The organism is Teichococcus vastitatis (genome assembly GCF_003604215.1).
Classification (GTDB): Bacteria; Pseudomonadota; Alphaproteobacteria; order Acetobacterales; family Acetobacteraceae; genus Pseudoroseomonas; species Pseudoroseomonas vastitatis.
This window is the reverse complement of record NZ_QXGS01000013.1, coordinates 60983-84676: the sequence shown is the minus strand read 5'-3', so window position 1 is coordinate 84676 and position 23694 is coordinate 60983. Positions and strand designations below refer to the sequence as shown.

The window sequence follows — 23694 nt, the reverse complement described above, 5'->3', positions numbered from 1 at the left end:
GGCAGCCGCTTCAGGGCCAGCGGCAACCAGGCCACCAGGGCGATCAGCACGCCGAAGCCGGTGAGAATCAGGATGTAGGAATCAGGAAGCCATTCGCTTTGTAACATTCCGCTTCAACGTGCCAGCGGCGCCAGCGTTCGGCAGCAATTCCGCCGCATCTAGCGGCGACGGCAGGAAAATCGCCGCGGCCGGTCACGTCTCGTGCTGCTCCGCCGTCCTGAGGTTGTCGGAACACAGGAACGATCAATGCAACCGAGACTGAATCCCCAGGCGGCCGCCCCCGAGGCCTTCGCCGGCATGTACGCCTTCGAGAAGGCGGTGTTGAATGGCGGGCTGGAACACCGCCTGGTTGAGCTGGTGAAGACCCGGGCCTCGCAGATCAATGGCTGCGCCTTCTGCATCGAGATGCACACGCGCGACGCCCGCCGCGCCGGGGAAACGGAAGCCCGGCTCTACCTGCTGGATGCCTGGCGGGAAGCGCCGCACTACACCCCGCGCGAACGGGCCGCGCTGGCCTGGACCGAGGCGCTGACCCGGATCGCCGAAACCCATGCGCCGGATGCCGACTACGCCGCCCTCGAACCGCATTTCACCGATGCCGAGAAGGTGGTGCTGACCCTGCTGATCGGCGCCATCAACAGCTGGAACCGGCTGGCCATCGGCTTCCGTTCCATGCCTCCCCTGCGCGAGGCGTGAGCCGCATGGGCGATGCCGCCGCCAGCTTCGCGCCGCATCGGGCCGACCTGATCGGCCTCGCCTACCGCATGACCGGCTCGCTCGCCGAGGCGGAGGACATCGCCCAGGACAGCTTCCTGCGCTGGGCGGCGGCCGACCGCGCCGCCATCGCCGCGCCGCGCGCCTGGCTTCTGACGGTGGCGGCGCGGCTCAGCCTGGATCACCTGCGCTCGGCCCGCGTGCGACGGGAGCGCTATGTCGGTCCCTGGCTGCCGGAGCCGGTGATCGAGGACCCGCGCCCGCCCCAACAGGCGGCGCATGAGCAGGCGCAGGACTTGTCGGTCGCCTTTCTGCTGACCCTGCAGCGGCTCTCGCCAGCCGAGCGCGCCGTGTTCATCCTGCACGACCTGTTCGAGACGCCGTTCAGCGAGATCGCCGCCCTGCTGAACCGCGCCGAGCCGGCCTGCCGCAAGTTGGCCAGCCGGGCGCGAAACAGGCTGGCCGAGGCCGCGCCGCGCTTCCCGGTCACCGATGCGGAGGCGGAGCGGGTGGCGCGCGCCTTTCTGACCGCGTCGCGGAAGGGTGACCTGGCGGCGCTGCGGGGCCTGCTGGCGGCCGATGCGGTGCTGCACACCGATGGCGGCGGGATCCGCCCCGCCGCGTTGAACCCCGTCTTCGGCGCCGACTGGGTCGGGCGCTTCTTCGCCGGCCTCGCGCGCAAGCTGCCGGGGGTGCCGCCGCTGCTGCATCTTGGCCGCATCAACGGGCTGCCCGGCTTCGTCACGCTGGAACCGGACGGGCTGCCGCAGACCACCGCCCTGGAACTGCGCGACGGCCGCATCAGTGCCATCTATATCATCCGCAATCCGGGCAAGCTGTTGTCGCTGCGCCTGCCGGACGCCTCAGCGGCCGAGGGCGAATCGCAGGGCGCGGCGCATGGCGGGTGAGATCACCGAGCCGTGGTCCTCACCGGCGAAGCTGACGAACTCCAGCTGCGGCGCGCCGGCGCCGAGGCCAGCGAGGCGCTCGGCCATGGCCGCCGCCCGGCCCACCATGTTGCTGCTCTGCGCACGCTCGCGCCGCCTCGGCTCCATGGCGGCCAGCTCGGCCTCGCTGCGCTGCTCGCGCGCACCGACCGTGATCAGCAGGTGGCGGCGCGATGTGCCCGGAGGCAGGGCGGCGACGAAGCGCTGCTCCTCCTTCAGCAGCACGCCCTGCTGCCACCAGATCGAGGGGCTGGCGGCGATCGTGGTGCCGAACAGGGCGGGGCGGGTGAAGAAGGCGTGCAGCGCGCAGAGCCCGCCATAGGAATGGCCGAACAGCGCCAGCCGATCGGGGTTGAGCGGGAAACGGCTTGCCAGCTCCGGCAGCAGATGATTCTCGATGAAGTCGAGGAAGGCCTCCACCCCGCCGGCGCCGGGCGGCGCCGAGGGTCCGGGAAGGGTGTAGTCGCGGGTGCGGGAATCGACACCGAGGCCCGAGTCGAACGCATCCTCCGGATAGGTCAGGCCCACCAGCAGCGCTGCCTCCAGGTCGCGAGGTGGTTCCTGCCCGCTCGGCGGCTGCGCCACGGCCTGGGCCATGGGATAGGTGGTTTGCCCGTCCAGCAGCAGCATGGCGGGATAGCCGCCGGCGGGGGGCAGCGCGTCCGGCCAGCCGAGCTGGATCCGGTGGCGGATGCCGGCCGGCGTCCGCATCTCCCATTCGGTACTGCGAAGGGATGTCGCGGCGGCTGCTGCCCGCGTCAGGCGCGGCGCTGCGGCAGCGAGCGCGAGGCCGGCGAGGGCGCGTCGGGGCAGGGGCACAGAACACACGGCGGAGGCTCCGGAAGGAGGAAGGATCACCGGCGTTCCCGCGCCGAAGCTGGCTGGGAGATGGCAGACCTCAGCCGACCTCCGGCCCGCCGGCCGTGGCCAGCACGGCCGGGCGCGGCGGTGGCGGCAGGCGGCGCAGCAGGAACAGCATGATGCCCATGGCCGGCAGCGCCGCCAGCATGGTCAGGGTGAAGAAGCCGGGCCAACCCAGCGCCTCCGCCAGTGAGCCGCTGAAGGCGCCCACAGTACGCGTGCCGACTGCCGCCAGCGAGGATAGCAGCGCGTATTGAGTGGCGGTGAAGGCCCGGCTGGTGAGCGCCGAAAGGTAGGTGAGGAAGGCCGCATCGGCGAGGCCGTCGGTAAAGTTCTCCACCCCCGTCTGCAAGTAGAACACCGTCATGTCGTGCCCGGCATAGGCCAGCCAGATGTACATCACGTTTGACAGCATCTGTGCCAAGCCGGTCAGCACCAGGGCGCGCGCCGTACCGATCCGCGCCACCAGCCAGCCGCCGGCCAGCGCGCCGAGCAGCGTGGCGATCAGGCCGAATACGCTGCCGACCTGCGCCACCTCGGTGCGGGTGAAGCCGAGCTGGGCCTGGAACGGCGTCACCATCACCGCCGCCAGCGCCTCGCCCAGCTTGAACAAGGCCACGAACAACAGGATCGGCAGCCAGTAGCGGCGACGCATGAAGTCGGTGAAGGGATGCACCACGGCGATGCGCAGCCGCGTCGCGAGATCGCCGAGCGGTGCCGGGGGCCGCGGCGACAGCACGTCCGGCCCGAGCCAGACGGCGGCGAAGCCCACCAGCACCAGCGCCGCCGCATAGGCGAAGGCGAGGCTCCAGCCCCATTGCTCGGACAGCGCCAGCACCCCGGCGCCCACCGCCAGCAAGGCCAGCCGGTAGCCCCAGACATAGCCAGCAAGGCCGAAACCCTGTTCCCGCTCCTCCAGCATCTCGATGCGGTAGGCATCGATCACGATGTCCTGGCTGGCCGACAGAAAGGCCACGGCGATGGCGGCGCACACCGTAGTCAGCGGGGCCACCGCCGGGTCGGTCATCCCCATGGCCAGGATGGCCAGCATCAGCAGCGGCTGGATCACCGCCAGCCACCCGCGCCGCCGTCCCCAGGCGCGGAACAAGGGCGGCCTGGCGTTGTCGAGCAGCGGCGACCAGAGGAATTTCAGCGAGTAGGGCAGGCCGATCAGCGCCGTCATGCCGATCTCGGTGAGTGAGATGCCGGATTCGGTCATCCAGCGCCGCAGGATGCCGAGCAGCAGCGGCAGCGGTGCCCCGGCCGAGAAGCCGAGGGCCAGCATTACCAGGAAACGGGGATTTTTCAGCAGGGCCAGCATGCGCATCGCGCCGCAACCTGCCATGGGCGCGGCGGATTTCCTACCGCCGCGCGCAGCCGGGCCTCCGGGCTACGCCTTCTCCACCGGGTGCCGTCCGCCTGGCCCGGCCGGGCCATGCCCACCATGCCGTGAGGCCATCAGGCCATGTTCACCATGATGGTCTTCTTGTGAGTGAAGTGCTCCAGCATGGATTCCAGGCTCGCCTCCTTGCCGAGGCCGGAATTCTTGACGCCGCCATAGGACAGGTTGGGCTGCACCACGAGGTTCTGGTTCACCTGCACCAGCCCCGCCTCGATGCGGTGCGCGAAGCGCAGCGCGATCTTCAGGTTGTTGGTCCAGACGCTGGCCGCGAGGCCGAACTCGGTGTCGTTGGAGTCCTGCAGCACCGCCTCGGCATCGTCGAAGGGAAACACAACGGTGACGGGGCCGAAGATTTCCTCCCGCACCAGCCGGCTGTTCCTGTCGAGGCCGGTGAAGATGTGCGGCTGGATGAACAGGCCCTTGCGCAGCGCCGGGTCCTCCGGCATCCGGGCGCAGGCGCGGCCCTCGGCCCCCGCCGTGTTCTTGCCTTCGGCGATGAAGCCCTGCACCTTCTCGTACTGCGCAGGGGAGATGATGGTGCCGATGTCGGTCTTCTCGTCCAGCGGGTCGCCCATGACCATGGCGTTGACCCGCTGCGTCATCTCCGCCACGAAGCGGTCGTAGATCGGCCGCTCGACAAAGATGCGCGACGCGGCGGTGCAGCTTTGCCCCTGGCGGGTGAAGCGCATCGAGGTCAGCGCGCCCTGCACCGTCTTCTCGAAGTCGCAATCGGCGAACACGATCATCGGCGACTTGCCGCCCAGCTCCAGCGTCACCGGGATCAGCTTGTCGGCCGCGGTACGGGAGATGATCTTGCCGGTCTCGACCGAGCCGGTGAAGGTCACTTTCCTGACCAGCGGGTGCGCCACCAGCGGCGCGCCGCATTCCGGGCCCTGGCCGGAGAGGATGTTGAACACGCCGGGCGGCAGGACCCGGTTCATCAGCTCGACGATGCGCAGCACCGCGAGCGGCGCTTCCTCGGCCGATTTCACCACGATGCTGTTGCCGGCGACCAGCGCGGGCGCCGCCTTCAGCGCCATCAGCATCATCGGGATGTTCCACGGGATGATGGCGCCCACCACGCCAAGCGGCTCGCGCACCGTGATGTTCAGCACATCTGGGCCGAACGGCACCGTCTCGCCCTTCAGCTCACCGCCCAGGCCGCCGAAGAACTCGAAGATGTCGGCGACGTTGTTGGCCTCGACGCGGCTCTCGGTGCGCAGCGCCTTGCCGGTTTCCAGCGCGACCAGGCGCGCCAGCTCCTCCACATGGCTGCGGATCAGCTGCGCCGCCTGATGCACCAGCGCGCCGCGCCTGCGCGAGGGCAGCAGCGCCCATTCCTTCTGCGCCCGCGCGGCGTCCGCCACCGCGGCCTCCACGTCGGCGGCATCGCCATCGGCGGCTTCGGCGACGGTGGCGCCGGTGGCCGGGTTCACCACCGGGAACAGCTTGCCGTTCACCGGGCGGGTCAGCTTGCCGCCGATCAGGTGAAAGCCGGACAACGCGCGGGCGAGGGCGGCCTGGTCCAGGGTCGGGGCGTCAGGGGTTTCGGGCATGGCGTTCTCCTCCGGCGGACGCGGCCGCCGGGAGCGTGGCCCCAGGGTCGCGGTACGAAGCGGCGACCATGCCCCCAAGGCCGGTGCCGCCGCAAGCGGGGGCCTTTCGCGCCGCGCCGGACCGGGGCAGCATCGCCGGGCCATGACCCGTTTCACCACCCTCGCCGAAACCATCCGCCTGACGCTGGCCGACGACATCACCGCGGGGCGCCTGGCGCCCGGCAGCGTGATCGATGAAAGCCAGCTGGCCGAGCGCTTCGGCGCGTCCCGCACCCCCGCCCGGGAGGCGCTGCGCGAGCTGGCCGCCGCCGGGCTGGTGGTGATCGAGCCGCGCCGGGGCGCCCGGGTCGCCAGCGTCACCACCGAACAACTGGCCGAGATGTTCGAGTTGCTGGCGGAAACGGAGGCGATGTGCGCCCGCCTCGCCACCTACCGCATGACCGCGACCGAGCGGTTCGGCCTGCAATCCCTCCATGCCGGCTTCAACCCGGCCGAGCCGGCGCTGGACGCCTATGACGAATACAATCGCGGCTTTCACAACCAGCTTTACCGCGGCACCCACAACGGCGTGCTGGCCGAGCACGCGGCCTCGCTCCGGCTGCGCCTGGCGCCCTATCGCCGCGCCCAGTTCAACGAGCATCATCGCATCGAGCGTTCCTTCGCCGAGCATGCCTCCATCCTGGAACAAGTGCTGCGGGGCGCCGGCGAGGAAGCGGGCCACCTGATGCGCGTGCATATCCTGACTGCCAGCGCCGCCCTGGCCCAGTATATGCGCAAGGCCAGGACCTAACTGATTCGCATGCAGGATCCAGGGTGAAGGCCGGTCCCGCATAATTACGGTTTCCAATCCCCTGGTCGTGGCCAATACTGCCGGCGACCCACCACTGCGACCGGGGAGCGACACCATATGGCCACTTCCATCACCATGGGCGCCCGGACCTGGCTGGAGCGGCTCTGGGCCGGCATCGCCGATCGCGGCCGCCCCTATGCCGACGTGCCGGCCATTGCCCGCCCGCCGCTGGTGCGGGCCGAGTTGCTGGCCCGCGCCCTCCTGTCGGAACGCGGCGAAGCATCGGGCGCCGCCGTGGCGCGCGAGCTGCTCAGCGTGCTGCACGACCTCAATGCCGAGGATCGGGCCGCCTTCCGTGCCCTGCTGGCCAGCGATTTCCTGCCGGACGAGGCCACGCTGCGCGCCGCCGCGCAGGCTTATCTCGACGAGCCGTCGGCGGCCCGGGCCATGACCCTGTTCGAGAAGGCGGAGCCGCCGCGGCAGGAATTGCTGCGCCGCATGAACATGGCCACCGGCGGCACCGCCGCCCTGGTGCAGCTGCGGCAGGAATTGCTGGGCGAGTTGAAGAAGCACCCCGAGCTGAAGCCGCTCGACGCCGACCTGCAGCACCTGTTCGCCTCCTGGTTCAACCGCGGCTTCTTGGAGCTGCGCCGCATCGACTGGGATACCCCGGCGGCGATCCTGGAGAAGCTGATCGACTATGAGGCGGTGCACGAGATCATGGGATGGCAGGATCTGCGCCGCCGCCTGGCGCCGGACCGCCGCTGCTTCGCCTTCTTCCACCGTGCCCTGCCGGGCGAGCCGCTGATCTTCGTCGAGGTGGCGCTGACCCAGGGTCTGGCCGGGGCCATCCAGCCGCTGCTGGCGCCGCAGGACGGGTCGGCGCGGGCCGAATTCGACACCGCCATCTTCTATTCCATCTCCAACTGCCAGGAAGGGCTGCGCGGCGTGTCCTTCGGCAACTTCCTGATCAAGCAGGTGGTGGAGGAGCTGAAGGCGGAACTGCCCGAGGTGAAGCGCTTTTCCACCCTGTCGCCGGTGCCCGGCTTCCGCCGCTGGCTCAAGCGAAGGCTGGACCGTGGCGGTGACGACCTGTTCCGCGCCGGCGAGGAAGCCGCGATCCTCGCCCTGCACATCCCGGCCGGGGCGGCGGAGGAGGGGGCCGGGGCACCCGCCGCCGCGGCCGTGCTGGACAGCCTGGCCACCGGCGAATGGTGGATAGACCCGCTGCGCGAAGCGGCGCTGCGCCCGCCGCTGCTGCGGCTGGCCGCCGAATACCTGACGCGCCCCAACACCGGCATGGGCAACATTGATCCCGTGGCCCGCTTCCACCTGGGCAATGGCGCGCGGCTGGAGCGGATCAACTGGCTCGGCAACACCGCCGCGCGCGGTATGACGGAATCCTACGGCGTGATGGTGAACTACCTCTACGATCCGGACAGCATCGAGGCGAACCACGAGGCCTTCACCCGCTCCGGCACGGTGGCCCGCTCGGCTCCGGTGGACGCCCTGCTGGCCATGCCGGCAGTGGCGGCGGGCAAGGGACGCGCCAACTACCTGCCGCGGCTGCTCGGCGGCTCCGGCGACCCCGGCAAGCCGGCTGCCGCCAAGGGCGGCGCGAAGCCCGGCCGCAAGACAGCCGAGCCAACGCAGGACGCGCCCTCTGCACCGGCTTCCGAGGAGGCGGACAGCAAGCCGGCGGCCTGACCGGTTGAACAGCCGGCGGCGCTCCGGCGCCGCCCGACGAGCCGCACGGCACCCGGTGCCGCGCCAAGATCAAGGAACGTTCCAAGTGTCTCCATCCCTTGCCTCCATCCTGGGGCTGGTCGTGATGTTCGTGGTCGGCACCGCGCTGCCGATCAACATGGGCGCGTTGGCCTTCGCGCTGGCCTTCCTGGTCGGCACCGTCTTCGTCGGCATGAACGCCAACGCCGTCCTGGCGGGCTTTCCCGGCGACCTGTTCGTCACGCTGGTCGGCATCACCTACCTGTTCGCCATCGCGCAGAAGAACGGCACCATCGACCTGCTGGTGCATTGGGCGGTGCGCGCCGTGGGTGGGCGGGTGGTCGCCATTCCCTGGGTGATGTTCGGCGTCGCGGCCGTGCTGACGGCGGTGGGCGCGGTCAGTCCGGCAGCGGTGGCGATCATCGCGCCGATCGCGCTGCGCTTCGCCCGCCACTACCGGATCGATCCGCTGATGATGGGTCTGCTAGTAGTGCACGGCGCGCAGGGCGGGGGCTTCTCGCCCATTTCCATCTATGGCGGCATCACCAACCAGATCGTCAGCCGGGCCGGGCTGCCGGGTGACGAGACGGTGCTGTTCCTGGCATCCCTGCTGTTCAACCTGTTAGTCGCGGTGGGCGTGTTCTTCGCCTTCGGCGGTAGCCGGCTGATCGGCCGGCGCGATACCGGCTCGCATGCCGATTTCGAGGAAGGCGGCCGCGCCTCCCTGCCGGTGCGCGGCCATGGCGGCACCCAGGCGGCGCCGAATGGCGAGCACCATGCACCCGCCGGGGCCACCCGGGACCAACTCCTGACCCTGGCCGGTCTGGTGGTCCTGGGCGTCGGCTCTCTGGCCTTCGGCCTGAACGTCGGCATGGTGGCGATCACCATCGCCGTGCTGCTGGCGCTGCTGTCGCCCAGTGCGCAGAAGGGCGCGATCGACAAGGTGAGCTGGTCCACCGTGCTGCTGATCGCCGGGGTCATCACCTATGTCGGCGTGCTGCAGAAATCAGGCGCCATCGACAGCGTCTCGAACGGCGTCGCCGGGCTCGGCTCGCCCATGCTGGCGGCGCTGCTGCTCTGCTACATCGGCGGTGTCGTCTCGGCTTTCGCCTCCTCCACCGGCGTCCTGGGTGCCATCATCCCGCTGGCGGTTCCCTTTCTGGCAGGGGGCGAGATCGGCGCCGTCGGCATGATCGCCTCGCTGGCGATCTCCGCCACCATCGTCGATGTCAGCCCGTTCTCGACCAATGGCGCGCTGGTGCTGGCCAACGCGCCGGAAGGCGAGCGCGAGCGGTTGTTCCGCCGCTTCCTGATCTACAGCGGCCTGGTGGTCGTCGCCGGTCCGGCCCTGGCCTGGGCCGTGCTGATCGTGCCCGGCTGGCTGTGAGGCCCTGTTTGTGATCCCTCGAGCTTTATGATCCCCTTGGCTGTGTCCCTGACGAAGCATGAAAGAGCGAATGCCATGAGCGAACCGAGCGGACCCCTGAAAGGCTTGCGCGTCGTCGACCTGACGCGGGTGCTGGCCGGTCCCACCTGTACCCAGATGCTGGGGGATCTCGGCGCCGAGGTGATCAAGATCGAGCGTCCTGAAGCCGGCGACGACACCCGTGGCTTTGCGCCGCCCTTCATGCCGAACACCCGCGAAAGCGCATATTTCGTGGGCGTCAACCGCAACAAGAAATCCATCACCCTCGACATCGCCAAGCCCGAGGCGCAGGCGGTGGTGCACAGGTTGCTCGCCAACGCCGACATCCTGGTGGAGAACTTCAAGGTCGGTGCGCTCGCCAAATACGGCCTGGGCTGGGAACAGCTGAAGGGGCAATATCCGGGCCTGATCTACTGCTCGATCACCGGCTTCGGCCAGACGGGCCCTTACGCGCCGCGCCCCGGTTACGACGCGCTGATCCAGGCCATGGGCGGCGTGATGTCGCTGACCGGGGAGCCCGAGGGCGAGCCGCAGAAGGTCGGCATCCCGGTGGCCGACCTGTTCGCGGGCCTCTACGGCACCATCGGCATCCTGGCCGCGCTGCGCCACAAGCAGGCGACGGGCGAGGGGCAGCAGATCGACATCGGCATGCTGGACACGCATGTGGCATGGCTGGCCAACCAGGGCATGAATTATCTGGCGACCGGCGAGAACCCGCCGCGCCTCGGCAACCAGCACCCCAACATCGTGCCCTATCAGGTGTTTCCCACGGCCGATGGCTACATGGTGCTGTCCATCGGCAACGACCCGACCTTTGAGCGCTTCTGCAGGAACTTCGCGCTGGAGCACCTGCTGGCCGATGAGCGCTACGCCACCAATGCCGCCCGCGTCGGCAACCGCGCCCTGGTGACCGAGACGCTAACGGCGGTGACCAGGACCATGCCGACGGATGAATGGATCAGCAAGCTGGAGGCGCTGAAGATCGGCTGCGGCCCGATCAACACGCTGGACCGCGTCTTCGCCGACCCGCACGTCCAGGCGCGCGAGATGCTGGTGAAGATGCCGCATGCCTCGGGGGAGGAGGTGACGGTGGTCGCGAACCCGGTGAAACTGTCGGCCACGCCGCCCGACTACCGCTCCGCCGCCCCCGTGCTGGGCCAACATACCGAGGAGGTGCTGTTGAGCCTCGGCTATTCCGCCGCCGAGATCGCCGCGTTGCGCGAGCAGAAGCTGGTGTGACGGATGGCGGCGCCGGCAACCCCGGCCGGCGCCGCCGGTTTGCCTTCCCAAGCACAGGGAGGCGCGCATGACCCAGCAGATCCCGCTCACGCCGGAGGCCATCGCCGGCCTGGAGCAGCCCGACGGCACACTGGCAGTGGCCCCGGACGTCGCCTATCGGAGGCTAGCCATCGTCAACGTGGCGTTCTGGGGCACGCCCGGCAGTGGCGACTGGGTGCTGATCGATGCCGGACTGCCCGGCACCGCCGGCATTATCCGCCGGGCGGCCGCCGAGCGGTTCCTGGACCACCCGCCGCGGGCGATCGTGATGACCCACGGGCATTTCGATCATGTGGGCGTGCTGGAAACCCTGGCCAATGAATGGGAGGTGCCGGTCTATGCCCATCCGCTGGAGCACCCCTTCCTGAACGGCGGCCAGTCCTACCCGCCGCCCGATACCCGCGCGGGCGGCGGGCTGATGCCGCTCCTGGCGCCGTTGTTTCCCCGCTCGCCGGTGAATGTCAGCCGTTGGCTGCTGCCGCTGCCGGAGGACGGTAGCGTCCCGGGGATGCCGGGCTGGCGCTGGCTGCACACGCCGGGCCATGCGCCGGGCCATGTTTCCCTTTGGCGGGAGGAGGATCGCCTGCTGGTATCCGGCGATGCCGTGGTCACGACGGCGCAGGAATCCGCCTATGCCGCGGCGACCCAGGCACCGGAACTGCACGGACCGCCCCGTTACTTCACGCCCGACTGGATTTCGGCCGCCGAATCGGCCCGGCGGCTCGCCAGGCTGGAGCCGGAGATCCTGGTGCCCGGCCACGGACGCGCCATGCAAGGCCCGGCGCTCCGTTCGGCCCTGCATGCGCTGGCCCGCGACTTCGAGGCGGTGGCGGTGCCGCCGCATCTGCGCACGCCGTGACGCGCGGCAGGCGCGGATAGGCCTGCACGGGTCCGCATGCGTGCCCGGCTGCTGTCGCGCCCGTGCCGGCGGTGGAAACCAGGGCCCTGATAGGCCCTCCGGACTGGCTGGAAACGGCAGGGGATAGACACCGATGCCACCCCGACCTGAGGGCACCTGCCTTTCGGCGCGGCACGCTGCGATGGCCGCCTCCCGACCGACGGGACCGGCCACAATGCCGTCAAGCCAGGTTGGCCGGCTTCGGCACGCCGCCTGGTCCGGCGCCCGCGATGCAGGATCGCCGGACGTCCATCCCGCGGCAAAGCGGCCCCTTCATCGCTGACCTCATCCTGCCGCCGCTATGCCGTTGGAGCCGTTCGAGGCGAAAGGTCCCGGAGCCGCTCGCCAGCCGGTGACGTCGCGTGGGGTCTCTGTCCGTCCGGTCCGGTGGCAGTCAGTCTCTCCGCCGTGGCATTGTGCGGACCAAAGTAAATCATCGCTGGCAGAGTCGCGGTTCCGGTCGCCGCCCTGCCGTCGCCACGGCCACGCCGTTCCGCCGTCGGCGCAACCTTGCCGTGAAGCCCACGTTCGCCTCACCGCATGTCCCGGCGCGGCCGGGACGGAGGAGAAGCCGAATGACCATGATCTCGCGCCGCGCCAGTCTGATGCTGCCGTTGGGAATGGCTGGCCTTGTGGCTGCCTGCGCGACGCCGTCGGCGCCGCTGCCGCCGGCGGACCCGACCGGCCGCGCCGATCCGCAGATGCGCGCCCTGCTGGAAAGCCTGCAGGCCCTGCGTCCGCAGCCGATCGAGACGCTGAGCCCCGCCGAGGCGCGCCTGCAGCCCGGCATGACGGAAGCGGTGCGGCACCGCCTGCGGGCGCTCGGCCGCTCGGACGCCCCGCGGACCCTTCCCGTGGTGCGGGACCTGGAGATCCCGGGCCGGGGCGGCCCGATGCCGGCGCGGTTGTACAGCCCGGTGGAGCCGCTGCGGTCCGGGCAGGCGCCGCGCGCGCCGCTGCCGATGATCGTCTACTTCCATGGCGGCGGCTTCGTGATCGCCAACCTGGACACCTACGACGCGTCGGCGCGCGCGCTGGCCGCCGAATCGGAAGCCATCGTGCTGTCGGTGCACTACCGCCAGGCCCCGGAGAACAAGTTCCCGGCCGCGCATGAGGATGCCTACGCCGCCTATATCTGGGCGCTCGGCAACGCCGCTTCGCTCGGCGCCGATCTGAGCCGCGTCGCAGTGGTGGGCGAGAGCGCGGGCGGCAATCTGGCGATCAACGTCGCCATGGCGGCGCGCGAGGCGCGGGCACCGCTGCCGGTGGCGATGGGTTTGATCTATCCGGTGGCCGGCACCGACATGACGACGCCCTCCTATGTGGCGAATACCAATGCCAAGCCGCTGAACGCGGCGATGATGAAATGGTTCTTCGATCATTATTCGGCCAGCCCGGCGAATGCGCAGGACCCGCGGCTGAACGTGTATGGCCGCGCCGAGCTGCGTGGCCTGCCCAAGGCGATCATCGTCACCGCCGAGATCGACCCGCTGCACGATGACGGCACGCGGTTGGCCTCGCGCCTGCAGGAAAGCGGCGTCACCGTGGTGTCACGCGACTTTCAGGGCGTGACGCATGAATTCTTCGGCGCCGACCCCTCCGTACTGGCCAAGGCCGGCGACGCGCAGCGCTTCGTGGCCGGCGAGCTGCGCTCGGCCTTCGCGCTGCCGGCGCCGGCGGTGGTGGTGCCGGCGCGTAGGACGCCGCGCGGCTGACACGGCCGCGTGACCCCGGCCGTGCGCGGGTGTCGCGCACGGCCCTGCCATGGCAGCATCCCCGCAGGGGTGCTTCGCACCTCCTGAAGGGGATGCTTGCCGCATGATGATGCGATCGCTGGGCCGTTCCGGCCTGTCCGTTTCGCCGCTCTGCTTCGGTGGAAACGTGTTCGGCTGGACCGCCGGTGAGGCCGAGTCCTTTCGCCTGCTCGACCGCTTCGTCGAGGCCGGCTTCAACTTCATCGACACGGCCGATGTGTATTCGCGCTGGGCGTCCGGACACCAGGGCGGCGAATCGGAGGCCGTGATCGGCAAATGGCTCGACCGCTCCGGCAAGCGCGACCAGGTGGTGATCGCCACCAAGGTCGGCATGGAAATGGCGCCGGACCGCAAGGGATTGCAGCCGGACCACATCCGCCGCTCGGTGGAGGATTCGCTGCGCCGGCTCCGTACCGACCGCATCGATCTGTACCAGTCGCACAGGGATGACCCCGAGACTCCGCTGGAGGAGACGCTCGCGGCCTATGATGCGCTGATCCGGGAAGGCAAGGTGCGCGCCATCGGCGCTTCCAACTACGAGGCGCCGCGCCTGAAGGCGGCGCTGGAGGCGAGCGCGAAGCACGGCCTGCCGCGCTATGAGAGCCTGCAGCCGCATTACAACCTGCTGGAACGCGCCGGCTACGAGAACGCGCTCGAGCCCCTGTGCGAGGCCGAAGGGCTCGGCGTCATCAATTATTTCTCGCTCGCCGCCGGCTTCCTGACCGGCAAGTACCGCTCCGAGGCCGATCTGGGCCAGTCGCCGCGCGGTGGCGGCCTGAAGAAATACCTGAACCCGAAGGGCGAAGCGGTGCTGAAGGCCCTGGACGAGGTGGCGGCGCGGCACAGCGTGAAGCCGGGGCAGGTGGCCCTGGCCTGGCTCATGGCCCGGCCCAGCATCACCGCCCCGATCGCCAGTGCCACCAGGCTCGAACAGCTGGAGGAAATGATCGCGGCCGCCACGCTGACGCTGGATGCGGCGGACATCGAGGCCCTGAACGCCGCCTCTGCCTGATCCTCACTGCCGCGGGGAGGCCGTTCCGTTCGGCTGCGTCAGCGCTGCTCGCGCAGCCGCCGGGCGGCTTCCACCGCGAAATAGGTCAGCACGCCGTCGGCCCCGGCCCGCTTGAAGGCCATCAGGCTTTCCAGCATCGCCTTGTCGTGGTCCAGCCAGCCATGGCGCACGGCGGCCATGATCATCGCGTATTCGCCGCTGACCTGGTAGGCGAAGGTCGGCACCCGGAACTCGGCCTTCACCCGCTGCACGATGTCGAGATAGGGCATGCCCGGCTTCACCATCACCATGTCGGCGCCCTCGGCCAGGTCCAGCGCCACTTCGCGTAGCGCCTCGTCCGAATTGGCCGGGTCCATCTGGTAGGTCTTCTTGTCGCCCTTCAGCACCCCGCCGGAGCCCAGCGCGTCCCGGAACGGGCCATAGAAGGCGGAAGCGTATTTGGCGGCGTAGGACATGATGCGGGTGTGGATCAGCCCCTTCGCATCCAGCGCCGCGCGGATGGCGGCGACGCGGCCATCCATCATGTCGGAGGGGGCGATCACGTCGATCCCCGCCTGGGCCTGCACCACCGCCTGGGCGCTGAGCAGCGCCACCGATTCGTCATTGGCGACGTAGCCGTCGCGGATCACGCCGTCATGCCCATGGTCGGTGTAGGGATCGAGGGCCACGTCGCCCACCAACCCCACATCCGGAAAGTGCCGCTTCAGGATGCGGGCGGCGCGACATATCAGGTTCTCGGGGTTGGCGGCCTCGCTGCCCTCCGCGTCCTTTTTCCCCGAGGGTGTCATGGGGAACAGGGCGATGGCCGGGATGCCCAGCTCGGCGGCCGGCGCCACATGCGCCTCCAGCCGATCCAGCGTGACGCGCCAGGCGCCAGGCATGGAGGCGACCTCGGAGGTGGTGTTCTCGCCGTCCATGACGAAGATCGGCCAGATCAGGTCGTCCACCGACAGGCGGTTCTCCGCCACCAGGCGGCGCGTCCAGCTGTCGAAGCGGTTGCGGCGCGGCCGGATGGCGGGAAAGGCGCCCCCGAAAGCGGTCGGGGCGCGCGCGGCGGCTGAGGTCATGCGGTTCCTCCTGCTGCGGCCAGGGCCTGGTCCAGATCGGCCAGGATGTCGTCGATGTGCTCGATGCCGACCGAAAGCCGCACATAGCCCGGCGTGACGCCGGCAGCCAGTTGTTGGTCCGGCGAAAGCTGGCTGTGGGTGGTGGTGGCGGGATGGATCGCCAGCGACCGTGCATCGCCGATGTTGGCGACGTGGTAGAACAAGCGCAGCGCCTCGATGAAGCGGCGTCCCGCTTCGGCGCCGCCCTTCAGCTCAAAGCCGAGCAGCCCGCCGAAGCCGCCCTTGAGGTGGGCCTCGGCCCGCCGGCGTGGCTCGCCCTCCATCACCGAGGGATGGATCACCCTGGACACGGCACCATGGCCGGCCAGGTGCGCGGCGACCCTGTCGGCATTGGCGCAATGCCGCTCCATGCGCAGCGGCAGGGTTTCCACCCCCTGCAGGAACAGGAAGGCGCTCATCGGGCTCATCGCCGCGCCGAAGTCGCGCAGCAGGCAGGTCCGCATGCGCAGCAGATAAGCGATCGGTCCCAGCGGCCGGGCGGCCTCGGTCCAGACCGCGCCGTGGTAGGAGGGATCGGGCGTGTTCAGCGTCGGGAAGCGCTCCGGATGCGCCGCCCAGTCGAAGGTGCCGCCATCCACCACCACGCCGCCGATCGAGCTGCCATGGCCGCCGATCCACTTGGTGGTGGAATGCATCACGATGGCCGCGCCGTGCTCCAACGGTCGGCAGATCACCGGCGCCGCCGTATTGTCCATGATCAGCGGGATGCCCATGCCGCGGCCAAGCGCCGCCACCTCCGCGATGGGGAACACCTCCAGCTTCGGGTTGGGCAGCGTTTCGGCATACCAGGCGCGGGTGCGCTCGTCCGAGGCGCGGGCGAAGCTTTCCGGATCGGCCGGGTCGACGAAGCGCACCTCGATGCCAAGCGGCCGCAGCGTGTTGGCGAAGAGGTTCCAGGTGCCGCCATAGACGGCGGTGGAGGAGACGATGTTGTCCCCCGCCGCGCACAGGTTCATCACGGCGAAGGCGCTGGCGGCCTGGCCGGAGGCCAGGGCCAGCCCGGCCACGCCCCCTTCCAGCGCGGCGATGCGCTTTTCCAGCACGTCCACCGTGGGGTTCATGATCCGGGTGTAGATGTTGCCCAGCTCCTCCAGCGCGAAGAGCCGCGCCGCGTGGCCGGTGTCCTGGAACTGGAACGAGGTCGTCTGGTGGATCGGCACCGCGACCGAACCGGTGGACGGGTCGGCCCGCCAGCCGGCGTGCAGGGCCAAGGTTTCCGGGCGGGTGCTAGGGTTCTGTGCCATGCTGGGCCTCCCATGGTGTTGGGGATGTGGTGCCATGCGGCGCCACGCCGCGCCAGCACCATGGCAGCGCCGAACCCTGACAGGAGGGCTGAGCCGCCGCCGCAAGGGGGCGCGGCCTCGCGGGGACACATGCCGGCATTGCACGCAAGCCGTGGTGGGTCGCATTTCCCCCGGTGGCCAGAAGTGGTATCGGGAGCGCCATGAACCCCGCCGAAACCCCCATCGCCCTCGGCGCCGACCATGCCGGCGTCGCCCTGAAGGACAGCCTGCGCGCCGCGCTGGAGGCGGCCGGCCATCCGGTGCTGGATTTCGGCACCCATGGCAATGGCAGCGTCGACTACCCGGATTTTGCGCACCAGGTGGCGCGCGCCGTGGGCGAGGGGCAGGCCGGCTTCGGCGTGCTGGTCTGCGGCACCGGCATCGGCATGTCGATCGCTGCCAACCGCCACCCGGCGATCCGGGCCGTGGTGGTGCACAACACCACCGAGGCGCGGCTGACCCGCGCCCACAACGACGCCAACGTGGCCTGTTTCGGCGCCCGCACCACGGGGCCAGAGGTGGTGCTGGATGCGCTTTCCGCTTTCCTGACCACGCCGTATGAAGGTGGCCGGCACGCCCGCCGCGTCGCCAAGATCACGCCCCACCCCGCCCAGGAGGCCTGACCCCGATGCCCAGCCCGTCCTTCTTCGGCGCCTCCCTGGCCGAGGCCGACCCCGACATCGCCAGCCTGATCGGGCAGGAACTGGTCCGGCAGCAGGACGGTCTCGAGCTGATCGCCTCCGAGAACATCGTCTCCAGGGCGGTGCTGGAGGCGCAGGGTTCCATCCTGACCAACAAATACGCCGAAGGCCTGCCGGGCAAGCGCTACTATGGCGGCTGCGAGGTGGTGGACCGGATCGAGACGCTGGCGATCGAGCGCGCCAAGCAGCTCTTCGGCTGCGGCTTCGCCAATGTCCAGCCGCATAGCGGCGCCCAGGCCAATCAGGCGGTGTTCTTCGCCCTGATGCAGCCGGGCGACACCTTCATGGGCCTCGATCTCGCCGCCGGCGGGCACCTGACGCATGGCTCGGCGGCCAACCAGTCCGGCAAGTGGTTCAAGGTCGCGCCCTATACCGTGGAGCGCGACACCGGCCTGATCAACATGGAGGAAGTGGCCCGCATCGCCCGCGACAGCCGCCCCAAGGTGATCGTCGCCGGCGGATCGGCGTATTCGCGCGCCTGGGACTTCGCCCGGTTCCGCGCCATTGCCGACGAGGTGGGCGCCACCTTCATGGTGGACATGGCGCATTTCGCCGGCCTGGTGGCGGGCGGCGCGCATGACAGCCCGTTCCCGCATGCCCATGTGGTGACCACCACTACCCACAAGACGCTGCGCGGCCCGCGTGGCGGCATGATCCTCACCAATGACGAGGCGTTGGCCAAGAAGCTGAACAGCGCGGTGTTTCCCGGCCTGCAGGGCGGCCCGCTGGAGCATGTGATCGCCGGCAAGGCGGTGGCCTTCGCCGAGGCGCTGCGCCCGGAATTCCGTGCCTATGCCGCGCAGGTGGTGGCCAATGCCCGGGCCTTGGCGGCCGAACTGGTGGCGCAGGGCGCCGGCATCGTCACCGGCGGCACCGACAACCACCTGATGCTGGTGGATCTGCGGCCGATGAAGCTGACCGGCAAGGCGGCGGAGGCGGCGCTGGGCCGCGCCCATCTGACCTGCAACAAGAACGCCGTGCCGTTCGATCCGGAGAAGCCCTTCGTCACCTCCGGCATCCGGCTCGGCACCCCGGCCGGCACTACGCGCGGCCTGGGTGAAGCGGAATTCCGCGAGGTCGGGCGCATGATCGGCCAGGTGCTGGCCGGCCTCGCCCGCGCCAGCGATGCCGGGGGCAATGCCACCGTGGAGCGCGAGGTCGGCATCGCCGTGCACGCGCTGTGCGAACGCTTCCCGATCTATCGCGGCTGAGGCAGCCGGGCAGGAGGGCGACCGATGCGCTGTCCCTTCTGCGGCAGTGAAGACACGCAGGTGAAGGACAGCCGCCCCGCCGATGACGGGGCGGCGATCCGCCGCCGGCGGTCCTGCCCCTCCTGCGGCGCCCGCTTCACCACCTTCGAGCGCGTCACCCTGCGCGAGCTGACGGTGGTGAAATCGGACAACCGGCGCGTCGCCTTTGATCGCGACAAGCTGGCCCGCTCCATCCGCATCGCGTTGCGCAAGCGGCCGGTGGACGAGGACCGGGTGGAACGCATCGTCAACGGCATCCAGCGCCGCCTGGAAGCCGAGGGCGAAAGCGAGATCAGCTCCCGCGCCATCGGCGAGATGGTGATGGAAACGCTGAAGGAACTGGACCAGGTGGCGTATGTGCGCTTCGCCTCGGTCTATCGGAATTTCGGCGAGGCGGCGGATTTCCACGCCTTCCTCGGCGCGCTCGACCCTAACCGAAACGGCTGACAAACCATCGTGGTGAAGCTCTTCCATCCCGCGGCGCTGGCCGGCGCGGGAAATTCCGCCGTCTCCGTCCCGGCCGGTATTCCGGTCCGGCCCGCCAAGCCGCGCGACCATGCCGCGCTGGCGGTGCTGGCCGCGGCCTCCTTCGCGCAGGGGGCGGCGGCGCTGCTGCCCGCCGGCCTGCGCGCCCGCGCCGACGCGGCCCGCTTCGAGGAGTTGTTCGCAACCGGCGGTCCGTTGCTGCTGGCCGGGCCGAGGGCGCTTCCATGGGGCTGCATCCTGGCAGAAGCGGCGCCTCCTGGTGCCGCGACAGCGCGCTTGACCGGGCTGTGGGTCGCGCCGGCGGCGACCGGGCAGGGGATCGGGTCCGCCCTGCTAGCGGCGCTCGAGGCGGCGCTGGCTTCGGATGGCGTCACCGCCCTGCGGGTGCGCGTGCCAAGCGGCCATCTCCGAGCCCTCGGCCTGTTCCGCCGCCGCGGCTATGAATTGCAGGCCGCGGGCCGCCGGGCCGAGCCGGTGTTGGGCGTGACCCTCCCGCACAGCGTGCTGGCCAAGGCGCTGGCACGGGACTTGGATCGCGACGCCGCATGAGTGCCCTGTTCACGCCCTTGACGATGGTGCCGGAAACGCTGCAGGACGTCGCGCATATGCGCGCCGCACTGGCGCTGGCGGCGCGGGGCGTGGGCAATACCTGGCCGAACCCGTCGGTCGGCTGCGTCATCGTGAAGAACGGCGCCGTGGTGGGTCGCGGCTGGACCGCGCCCGGCGGCCGCCCGCATGCCGAGACGGAAGCGCTGCGTCGCGCCGGCGAGGCCGCCCGCGGCGCCACCGTCTACGTCACGCTGGAGCCTTGCTGCCATTGGGGCCGCACTCCGCCCTGCACCGATGCGCTGATCGCGGCCGGTGTGGCCCGCGTGGTGGTGGCGCTGCGCGATCCCGACCCACGGGTGGATGGCGCGGGGCTGGGGCGGCTGGCCGCCGCCGGCGTCGCGCTGACGGTGGGCGTGCTGGAGGCGGAGGCACGAAGCGTCAACGAGGGCTTCCTGAAGCGGCTGGCACGGAACCTGCCGATGCTCACGCTGAAGCTGGCCACCACGCTGGACGGGCGCATCGCCACCCGCAGCGGGGAAAGCCAGTGGATCACCGGCCCGGCCGCGCGCCGTGCCGCCCATGTGCTGCGCGGCAGGCATGATGCCGTCCTGGTGGGCAGCGGAACCGTGCTGGCCGACGATCCGGAGCTGTCTTGCCGGATCGCCGGCTACGCGCCAGTGCCCACCGTGCGGGTGGTGGCCGATGCGCGGCTGCGGACGCCGCCGGAGGCGCGGCTGTTCCGCGGCGGAGGGCCGGTGTGGATCGCCACCCGGCCCGGCCATTCCGGAGCATCGCTGGAGGCGCTGCGCCGCGTCGGTGCCGAACTCATCGAGGTGCCGCCCGCCGCCGGCCCCGGCCTCGACGTGCCGGCGCTGCTGCGGGCGCTGGCGGCCCGTGGGCTGACCCGCGTGCTGAGCGAGGGCGGCGCCGCGCTGGCCGCCGGATTGCTGCGGGCCGGCCTCGTGGACCGGCTCGCCTGGTTCCATGCTCCGGCGGTGATGGGCGGCGATGGGCGTCCCGCCGCGGACGCGCTTGCGCTGGTGTTGCTGGAAGCCATGCCCAGATATCGTCGCACCGGGCTCACCGCGCTGGGGCCGGACCTGCTCAGCGAATATGTCAGCCTCGCCGCGCCGCATGAGGACCCTGCCTGAATGTTCACCGGCATCATCACCGCCACCGGCCGGATCGCCGCGATCGAGCCGATTGGCGGCGGCCACGACATGCGCCTCGCCATCGAAACGCCGGCCGGCTGGCTGGAAGGGGCGGCGATCGGCGCTTCCATCGCCTGTTCCGGCTGCTGTCTGACCGTGGTCGCCCTGCAGACCGATCGCTTCATCGTGGAGGTTTCGGGCGAAACCCTGTCCAAGACCACGCTGGACAGCTGGCGCGAGAACAGCCGCATCAACCTGGAGCGCGCCCTGAAGATGGGCGACGAGATGGGCGGGCACGTGGTGTCCGGGCATGTGGACGGCGTGGCCGAGCTGCTGTCGGTGACGCCGGAGAACGGCTCGCTGCGGCTCTGGTTCCGGCTGCCGCCGGAGCTCGCGCCGTTTGTGGCGCCCAAGGGTTCCATCAGCATCGAGGGTGCGTCGCTGACGGTGAACGAGGTCGAGGGTGCCAGCTTCGGGGTCAACATCATCCCGCACACCGCGGGCGTCACCACGCTGGGCGATCTGCGGCCCGGTTCGCGGGTGAACATCGAGATCGACATGCTGGCCCGCTACGTGGCCCGGCTGCGGCAGTTCAACCTGGGGGATACGAAGGCATGAGCAGCGCGTTGCAGACCCGCACCTCCTTTTCCGAGTTCCTCAGCCCGACCGAGGAACTGCTGGAGGAAGCGCGGCGTGGCCGCATGTTCATCCTGGTGGATGACGAGGATCGCGAGAACGAGGGCGACCTGGTGATCCCGGCCCAGTTCGCCACGCCGGACGCCATCAACTTCATGGCCCGCCACGCGCGCGGGCTGATCTGCCTGGCGATGACCAAGACGCGGGTGGAGCAGCTCGGCCTGCCGCTGATGGCGCAATCCAACGGCACGCGGCACCAGACCGCCTTCACCGTGTCGATCGAGGCGCGCGACGGCGTCACCACCGGCATCTCCGCCGCCGACCGTGCCCGCACCGTGGCCGTGGCCATCAACCCCGAGGCCCGGCGCGAGGAGATCGTCACCCCCGGCCACGTCTTTCCGCTGGTGGCGCGGGAGGGCGGCACGCTGGTACGCGCCGGGCATACCGAAGCGGCGGTGGATTTCGCCCGCTTGGCCGGGTTGAACCCGGCCGGCGTGATCTGCGAGATCATGAACGAGGACGGCACCATGGCCCGGATGCCGGACCTGGTGGCCTTCGCCCAACACCATGGCCTCAAGCTCGGCACCATCGCTGACCTGATCGGGCACCGCCGCCGCACCGAGCGCATGGTGAAGCGGGTCGAGGAAGGCCGCATCGAGGCCGCCGGCGGCGAGTGGCGCCTCGTGGTCTATGCGAATTCCCTGGAATACGGGGAGCATGTGGCGCTGGTGAAGGGCGATCTGCAGCGCCCCGGCCCGGTGATGGCGCGCATGCACGCCGTGAACCTGTTCTCGGACATCATCGGCAGCGACGGACCGCGCGAGCTGCAATCCTGCATGCGGCAGATCGAGGCAGCGGGGCGCGGCATCGTGGTTCTGATCCGCGATGTCAGGGCCACCGCCCTGTCCGAGCGGGTCCGTGCCGGCCGCGCCCGGGTTGAGCCGCCGGAACTGCGCGACTACGGCATCGGTGCGCAGATCCTGGCCGATCTCGGCGTGCGCGACATGATCCTGTTGACGAACCATCCCAAGGCGATCGTCGGGCTGGAGGGTTACGGCCTCACCGTGGCCGAAACCCGCCCGATCGATTCCGGCCCTGCATGAGTTATCCCTGCATGAGTACCCCGCGATGAGCACGATCGACGCGCCGGAGCGCGCCACCCCCGTCATTCCAGGACCGGCGCCGCGCATCCTGCTGATCCAGGCGCCTTACTACGAGGCCGTGGTCTCCGGCATGCGGCACGGCGCCGAACGCGTCCTTGCCGAGGCCGGCGCCACGCTGGACGTGGTGGACGTGGCCGGCGCCTTCGAGCTGCCGGCGGCGCTGCGCATGGCGATCCGCAAGGGTGGCTGGGACGGCTTCCTGTTGCATGGCTGCGTGGTGAAGGGCGAGACCGACCACTACCAGTTCATCTGCGAGGCCGTTTGCCAGGGCGTGATGGACATCAGCGGTGAAACCGGCATGCCGTTGGGCTTCGGGCTGCTGACGGTGGAAACGCTGGCGCAGGCCGAGGCGCGCTCGGCCGCGAACCGCCACAACAAGGGGGCCGAGGCGGCGCATGCGCTGATCGGACAAATCCTGCTGGCCCGCCGCTGGAGTGATGCATGATGAGCGCCGCCCAGACTCAGAAGCGCGGCGCTCCCGGCCGCCCCCGCACCGGCTCCCGCGTGGCCGCGATCCAGGCATTGTTTCAGAGCGAGCAATCCGGCGAGGCCGCCGAATCGGTGATCGACCAGTTTGTCCGCCACCGCATCGGCCCCGATGCCGGTGGCTTCGACGATGGCCGAGTGCCGCAGGCCGATGTGCCGCTCTTCGCCGGCGTCGTGCGCGGCGTGGCGCGCCAGGCGGAGGCGCTGGATGCCATCCTGGCCGGCCACCTGGCCGAAACCTGGACGGTGGCACGGCTTGATCCGGTGCTGCGGGCCCTGCTGCGCGCGGCGGCCTTCGAGCTGTCCTCCGGCAGCCAGCCGCCCGCCCGCGTGGTGATCAACGAATACATGGATATCGCGCACGGCTTCTTCGGCGGCGACGAGCCCCGCTTCGCCAATGGCGTGCTGGATGCCATGGCGCGTTCGCTGCGCGCCGCGGAGTTCCAGCGCTAGCAGCCACGCCCAGGGCGCCGCGGCGAGCCGGGCAGGGGGACGGCCG

The 23694-nt window shown here is 70.3% G+C and carries 23 protein-coding genes; 18 read left to right on the top strand and 5 right to left on the bottom strand.

Features of this window, described 5'->3' with window-relative positions; genetic code table 11:
- The first annotated feature begins 246 nt into the window (after positions 1-246).
- Positions 247-696: a carboxymuconolactone decarboxylase family protein gene (locus D2K64_RS15465; protein ID WP_120009279.1), complete on the top strand. Its 450-nt coding sequence runs from the start codon at positions 247-249 to the stop codon at positions 694-696.
- A gap of 5 nt (positions 697-701) precedes the next feature.
- Positions 702-1622 (top strand): RNA polymerase sigma factor SigJ, encoded by a 921-nt coding sequence (gene sigJ / locus D2K64_RS15460; protein ID WP_120009278.1) that lies wholly within the window; start codon positions 702-704, stop codon positions 1620-1622.
- On the opposite strand, the gene D2K64_RS15455 is transcribed toward sigJ, so the two are convergent.
- From D2K64_RS15455 to D2K64_RS15445, 3 genes are all read right to left on the bottom strand, one after another.
- Entirely contained in the window at positions 1578-2489 is a 912-nt protein-coding gene (locus tag D2K64_RS15455; RefSeq protein WP_157985874.1) for an alpha/beta hydrolase, read from the bottom strand. The two genes, sigJ and D2K64_RS15455, sit on opposite strands and share 45 nt — an antisense overlap.
- Before the next feature lie 70 nt (positions 2490-2559).
- Complete coding sequence (locus D2K64_RS15450; protein ID WP_120009276.1) at positions 2560-3849, bottom strand: AmpG family muropeptide MFS transporter; 1290 nt, start codon at positions 3847-3849, stop codon at positions 2560-2562.
- Positions 3850-3980: 131 nt separating this feature from the next.
- The gene (locus D2K64_RS15445) at positions 3981-5480 is read right to left on the bottom strand and encodes an aldehyde dehydrogenase family protein (RefSeq protein ID WP_120009275.1); all 1500 of its coding nucleotides are present in this window, start codon (positions 5478-5480) and stop codon (positions 3981-3983) included.
- 142 nt (positions 5481-5622) lie between these two features.
- Between D2K64_RS15445 and D2K64_RS15440 the strand changes: the two genes are divergently transcribed.
- The 7 genes from D2K64_RS15440 (at position 5623) to D2K64_RS15410 (ending at position 14363) form a co-directional block, all read left to right on the top strand.
- Positions 5623-6270, top strand: coding sequence for a GntR family transcriptional regulator (locus D2K64_RS15440; RefSeq protein WP_120009274.1), 648 nt, complete (start codon positions 5623-5625; stop codon positions 6268-6270).
- 117 nt (positions 6271-6387) lie between these two features.
- Complete coding sequence (locus D2K64_RS15435; RefSeq protein WP_202910680.1) at positions 6388-7977, top strand: malonyl-CoA decarboxylase; 1590 nt, start codon at positions 6388-6390, stop codon at positions 7975-7977.
- A gap of 85 nt (positions 7978-8062) precedes the next feature.
- Positions 8063-9382 carry an SLC13 family permease gene (locus tag D2K64_RS15430; RefSeq protein WP_120009273.1) on the top strand — a complete coding sequence of 440 codons (1320 nt, stop codon included), beginning with the start codon at positions 8063-8065 and terminating at the stop codon, positions 9380-9382.
- Positions 9383-9457: 75 nt separating this feature from the next.
- The gene (locus D2K64_RS15425) at positions 9458-10660 is read left to right on the top strand and encodes a CaiB/BaiF CoA transferase family protein (protein WP_120009272.1); all 1203 of its coding nucleotides are present in this window, start codon (positions 9458-9460) and stop codon (positions 10658-10660) included.
- 67 nt (positions 10661-10727) lie between these two features.
- Complete coding sequence (locus tag D2K64_RS15420; RefSeq protein WP_120009271.1) at positions 10728-11558, top strand: MBL fold metallo-hydrolase; 831 nt, start codon at positions 10728-10730, stop codon at positions 11556-11558.
- 614 nt (positions 11559-12172) lie between these two features.
- A complete protein-coding gene (locus D2K64_RS15415; protein WP_120009270.1) occupies positions 12173-13312 on the top strand; it encodes an alpha/beta hydrolase in 1140 nt (379 codons plus the stop codon).
- A 103-nt stretch (positions 13313-13415) separates the two neighbouring features.
- Entirely contained in the window at positions 13416-14363 is a 948-nt protein-coding gene (locus tag D2K64_RS15410) for an aldo/keto reductase (protein WP_120009269.1), read from the top strand.
- A gap of 38 nt (positions 14364-14401) precedes the next feature.
- On the opposite strand, the gene hemB is transcribed toward D2K64_RS15410, so the two are convergent.
- Positions 14402-15430: a porphobilinogen synthase gene (gene hemB, locus D2K64_RS15405; RefSeq protein WP_120009268.1), complete on the bottom strand. Its 1029-nt coding sequence runs from the start codon at positions 15428-15430 to the stop codon at positions 14402-14404.
- Entirely contained in the window at positions 15427-16734 is a 1308-nt protein-coding gene (locus tag D2K64_RS15400; RefSeq protein WP_120009267.1) for an O-acetylhomoserine aminocarboxypropyltransferase/cysteine synthase family protein, read from the bottom strand. The genes hemB and D2K64_RS15400 overlap by 4 nt, the downstream gene beginning before the upstream one ends.
- A gap of 200 nt (positions 16735-16934) precedes the next feature.
- On the opposite strand from D2K64_RS15400, the gene rpiB reads away from it, so the two are divergent.
- Genes rpiB through nusB form a run of 9 tightly spaced genes read left to right on the top strand, consistent with a single transcriptional unit; the run spans position 16935 to position 23648 of the window.
- The gene (rpiB, locus tag D2K64_RS15395; RefSeq protein ID WP_120009266.1) at positions 16935-17396 is read left to right on the top strand and encodes a ribose 5-phosphate isomerase B; all 462 of its coding nucleotides are present in this window, start codon (positions 16935-16937) and stop codon (positions 17394-17396) included.
- Between the two features lie 5 nt (positions 17397-17401).
- On the top strand, positions 17402-18685 hold the full coding sequence (gene glyA, locus D2K64_RS15390) for a serine hydroxymethyltransferase (protein ID WP_120009265.1): 1284 nt from the start codon (positions 17402-17404) through the stop codon (positions 18683-18685).
- 24 nt (positions 18686-18709) lie between these two features.
- Complete coding sequence (nrdR, locus tag D2K64_RS15385; protein WP_120009264.1) at positions 18710-19171, top strand: transcriptional regulator NrdR; 462 nt, start codon at positions 18710-18712, stop codon at positions 19169-19171.
- A 9-nt stretch (positions 19172-19180) separates the two neighbouring features.
- On the top strand, positions 19181-19759 hold the full coding sequence (locus D2K64_RS15380) for a GNAT family N-acetyltransferase (protein ID WP_157985873.1): 579 nt from the start codon (positions 19181-19183) through the stop codon (positions 19757-19759).
- Positions 19756-20910: a bifunctional diaminohydroxyphosphoribosylaminopyrimidine deaminase/5-amino-6-(5-phosphoribosylamino)uracil reductase RibD gene (gene ribD, locus D2K64_RS15375; RefSeq protein WP_238384220.1), complete on the top strand. Its 1155-nt coding sequence runs from the start codon at positions 19756-19758 to the stop codon at positions 20908-20910. The genes D2K64_RS15380 and ribD overlap by 4 nt, the downstream gene beginning before the upstream one ends.
- Positions 20911-21528, top strand: a complete 618-nt coding sequence (locus D2K64_RS15370; protein WP_120009262.1) for a riboflavin synthase — start codon at positions 20911-20913, stop codon at positions 21526-21528.
- Positions 21525-22649: a 3,4-dihydroxy-2-butanone-4-phosphate synthase gene (ribB, locus tag D2K64_RS15365; protein ID WP_120009261.1), complete on the top strand. Its 1125-nt coding sequence runs from the start codon at positions 21525-21527 to the stop codon at positions 22647-22649. Before D2K64_RS15370 ends, ribB begins: the two co-directional genes overlap by 4 nt.
- 25 nt (positions 22650-22674) lie before the next feature.
- Complete coding sequence (ribH, locus tag D2K64_RS15360) at positions 22675-23154, top strand: 6,7-dimethyl-8-ribityllumazine synthase (protein WP_120009260.1); 480 nt, start codon at positions 22675-22677, stop codon at positions 23152-23154.
- Complete coding sequence (gene nusB / locus D2K64_RS15355) at positions 23154-23648, top strand: transcription antitermination factor NusB (protein ID WP_202910679.1); 495 nt, start codon at positions 23154-23156, stop codon at positions 23646-23648. The genes ribH and nusB overlap by 1 nt, the downstream gene beginning before the upstream one ends.
- Positions 23649-23694: the final 46 nt, after the last annotated feature.

Excerpts from the sequence above, each read along its gene's own strand:
- D2K64_RS15410 (WP_120009269.1), top strand. The coding sequence starts at position 13,416 with ATGATGATGCGATCGCTGGGCCGTTCCGGCCTGTCCGTTTCGCCGCTC.
- D2K64_RS15435 (WP_202910680.1), top strand. The coding sequence starts at position 6,388 with ATGGCCACTTCCATCACCATGGGCGCCCGGACCTGGCTGGAGCGGCTC.
- D2K64_RS15415 (WP_120009270.1), top strand. The coding sequence starts at position 12,173 with ATGACCATGATCTCGCGCCGCGCCAGTCTGATGCTGCCGTTGGGAATG.
- D2K64_RS15465 (WP_120009279.1), top strand. The coding sequence starts at position 247 with ATGCAACCGAGACTGAATCCCCAGGCGGCCGCCCCCGAGGCCTTCGCC.
- nusB (WP_202910679.1), top strand. The coding sequence starts at position 23,154 with ATGAGCGCCGCCCAGACTCAGAAGCGCGGCGCTCCCGGCCGCCCCCGC.
- ribD (WP_238384220.1), top strand. The coding sequence starts at position 19,756 with ATGAGTGCCCTGTTCACGCCCTTGACGATGGTGCCGGAAACGCTGCAG.
- D2K64_RS15450 (WP_120009276.1), bottom strand. The coding sequence starts at position 3,849 with ATGCGCATGCTGGCCCTGCTGAAAAATCCCCGTTTCCTGGTAATGCTG.
- D2K64_RS15440 (WP_120009274.1), top strand. The coding sequence starts at position 5,623 with ATGACCCGTTTCACCACCCTCGCCGAAACCATCCGCCTGACGCTGGCC.
- nrdR (WP_120009264.1), top strand. The coding sequence starts at position 18,710 with ATGCGCTGTCCCTTCTGCGGCAGTGAAGACACGCAGGTGAAGGACAGC.
- glyA (WP_120009265.1), top strand. The coding sequence starts at position 17,402 with ATGCCCAGCCCGTCCTTCTTCGGCGCCTCCCTGGCCGAGGCCGACCCC.
- D2K64_RS15420 (WP_120009271.1), top strand. The coding sequence starts at position 10,728 with ATGACCCAGCAGATCCCGCTCACGCCGGAGGCCATCGCCGGCCTGGAG.
- D2K64_RS15445 (WP_120009275.1), bottom strand. The coding sequence starts at position 5,480 with ATGCCCGAAACCCCTGACGCCCCGACCCTGGACCAGGCCGCCCTCGCC.
- D2K64_RS15400 (WP_120009267.1), bottom strand. The coding sequence starts at position 16,734 with ATGGCACAGAACCCTAGCACCCGCCCGGAAACCTTGGCCCTGCACGCC.
- ribH (WP_120009260.1), top strand. The coding sequence starts at position 22,675 with ATGAGCACGATCGACGCGCCGGAGCGCGCCACCCCCGTCATTCCAGGA.
- hemB (WP_120009268.1), bottom strand. The coding sequence starts at position 15,430 with ATGACCTCAGCCGCCGCGCGCGCCCCGACCGCTTTCGGGGGCGCCTTT.
- D2K64_RS15425 (WP_120009272.1), top strand. The coding sequence starts at position 9,458 with ATGAGCGAACCGAGCGGACCCCTGAAAGGCTTGCGCGTCGTCGACCTG.
- ribB (WP_120009261.1), top strand. The coding sequence starts at position 21,525 with ATGAGCAGCGCGTTGCAGACCCGCACCTCCTTTTCCGAGTTCCTCAGC.
- rpiB (WP_120009266.1), top strand. The coding sequence starts at position 16,935 with ATGAACCCCGCCGAAACCCCCATCGCCCTCGGCGCCGACCATGCCGGC.
- D2K64_RS15370 (WP_120009262.1), top strand. The coding sequence starts at position 20,911 with ATGTTCACCGGCATCATCACCGCCACCGGCCGGATCGCCGCGATCGAG.
- sigJ (WP_120009278.1), top strand. The coding sequence starts at position 702 with ATGGGCGATGCCGCCGCCAGCTTCGCGCCGCATCGGGCCGACCTGATC.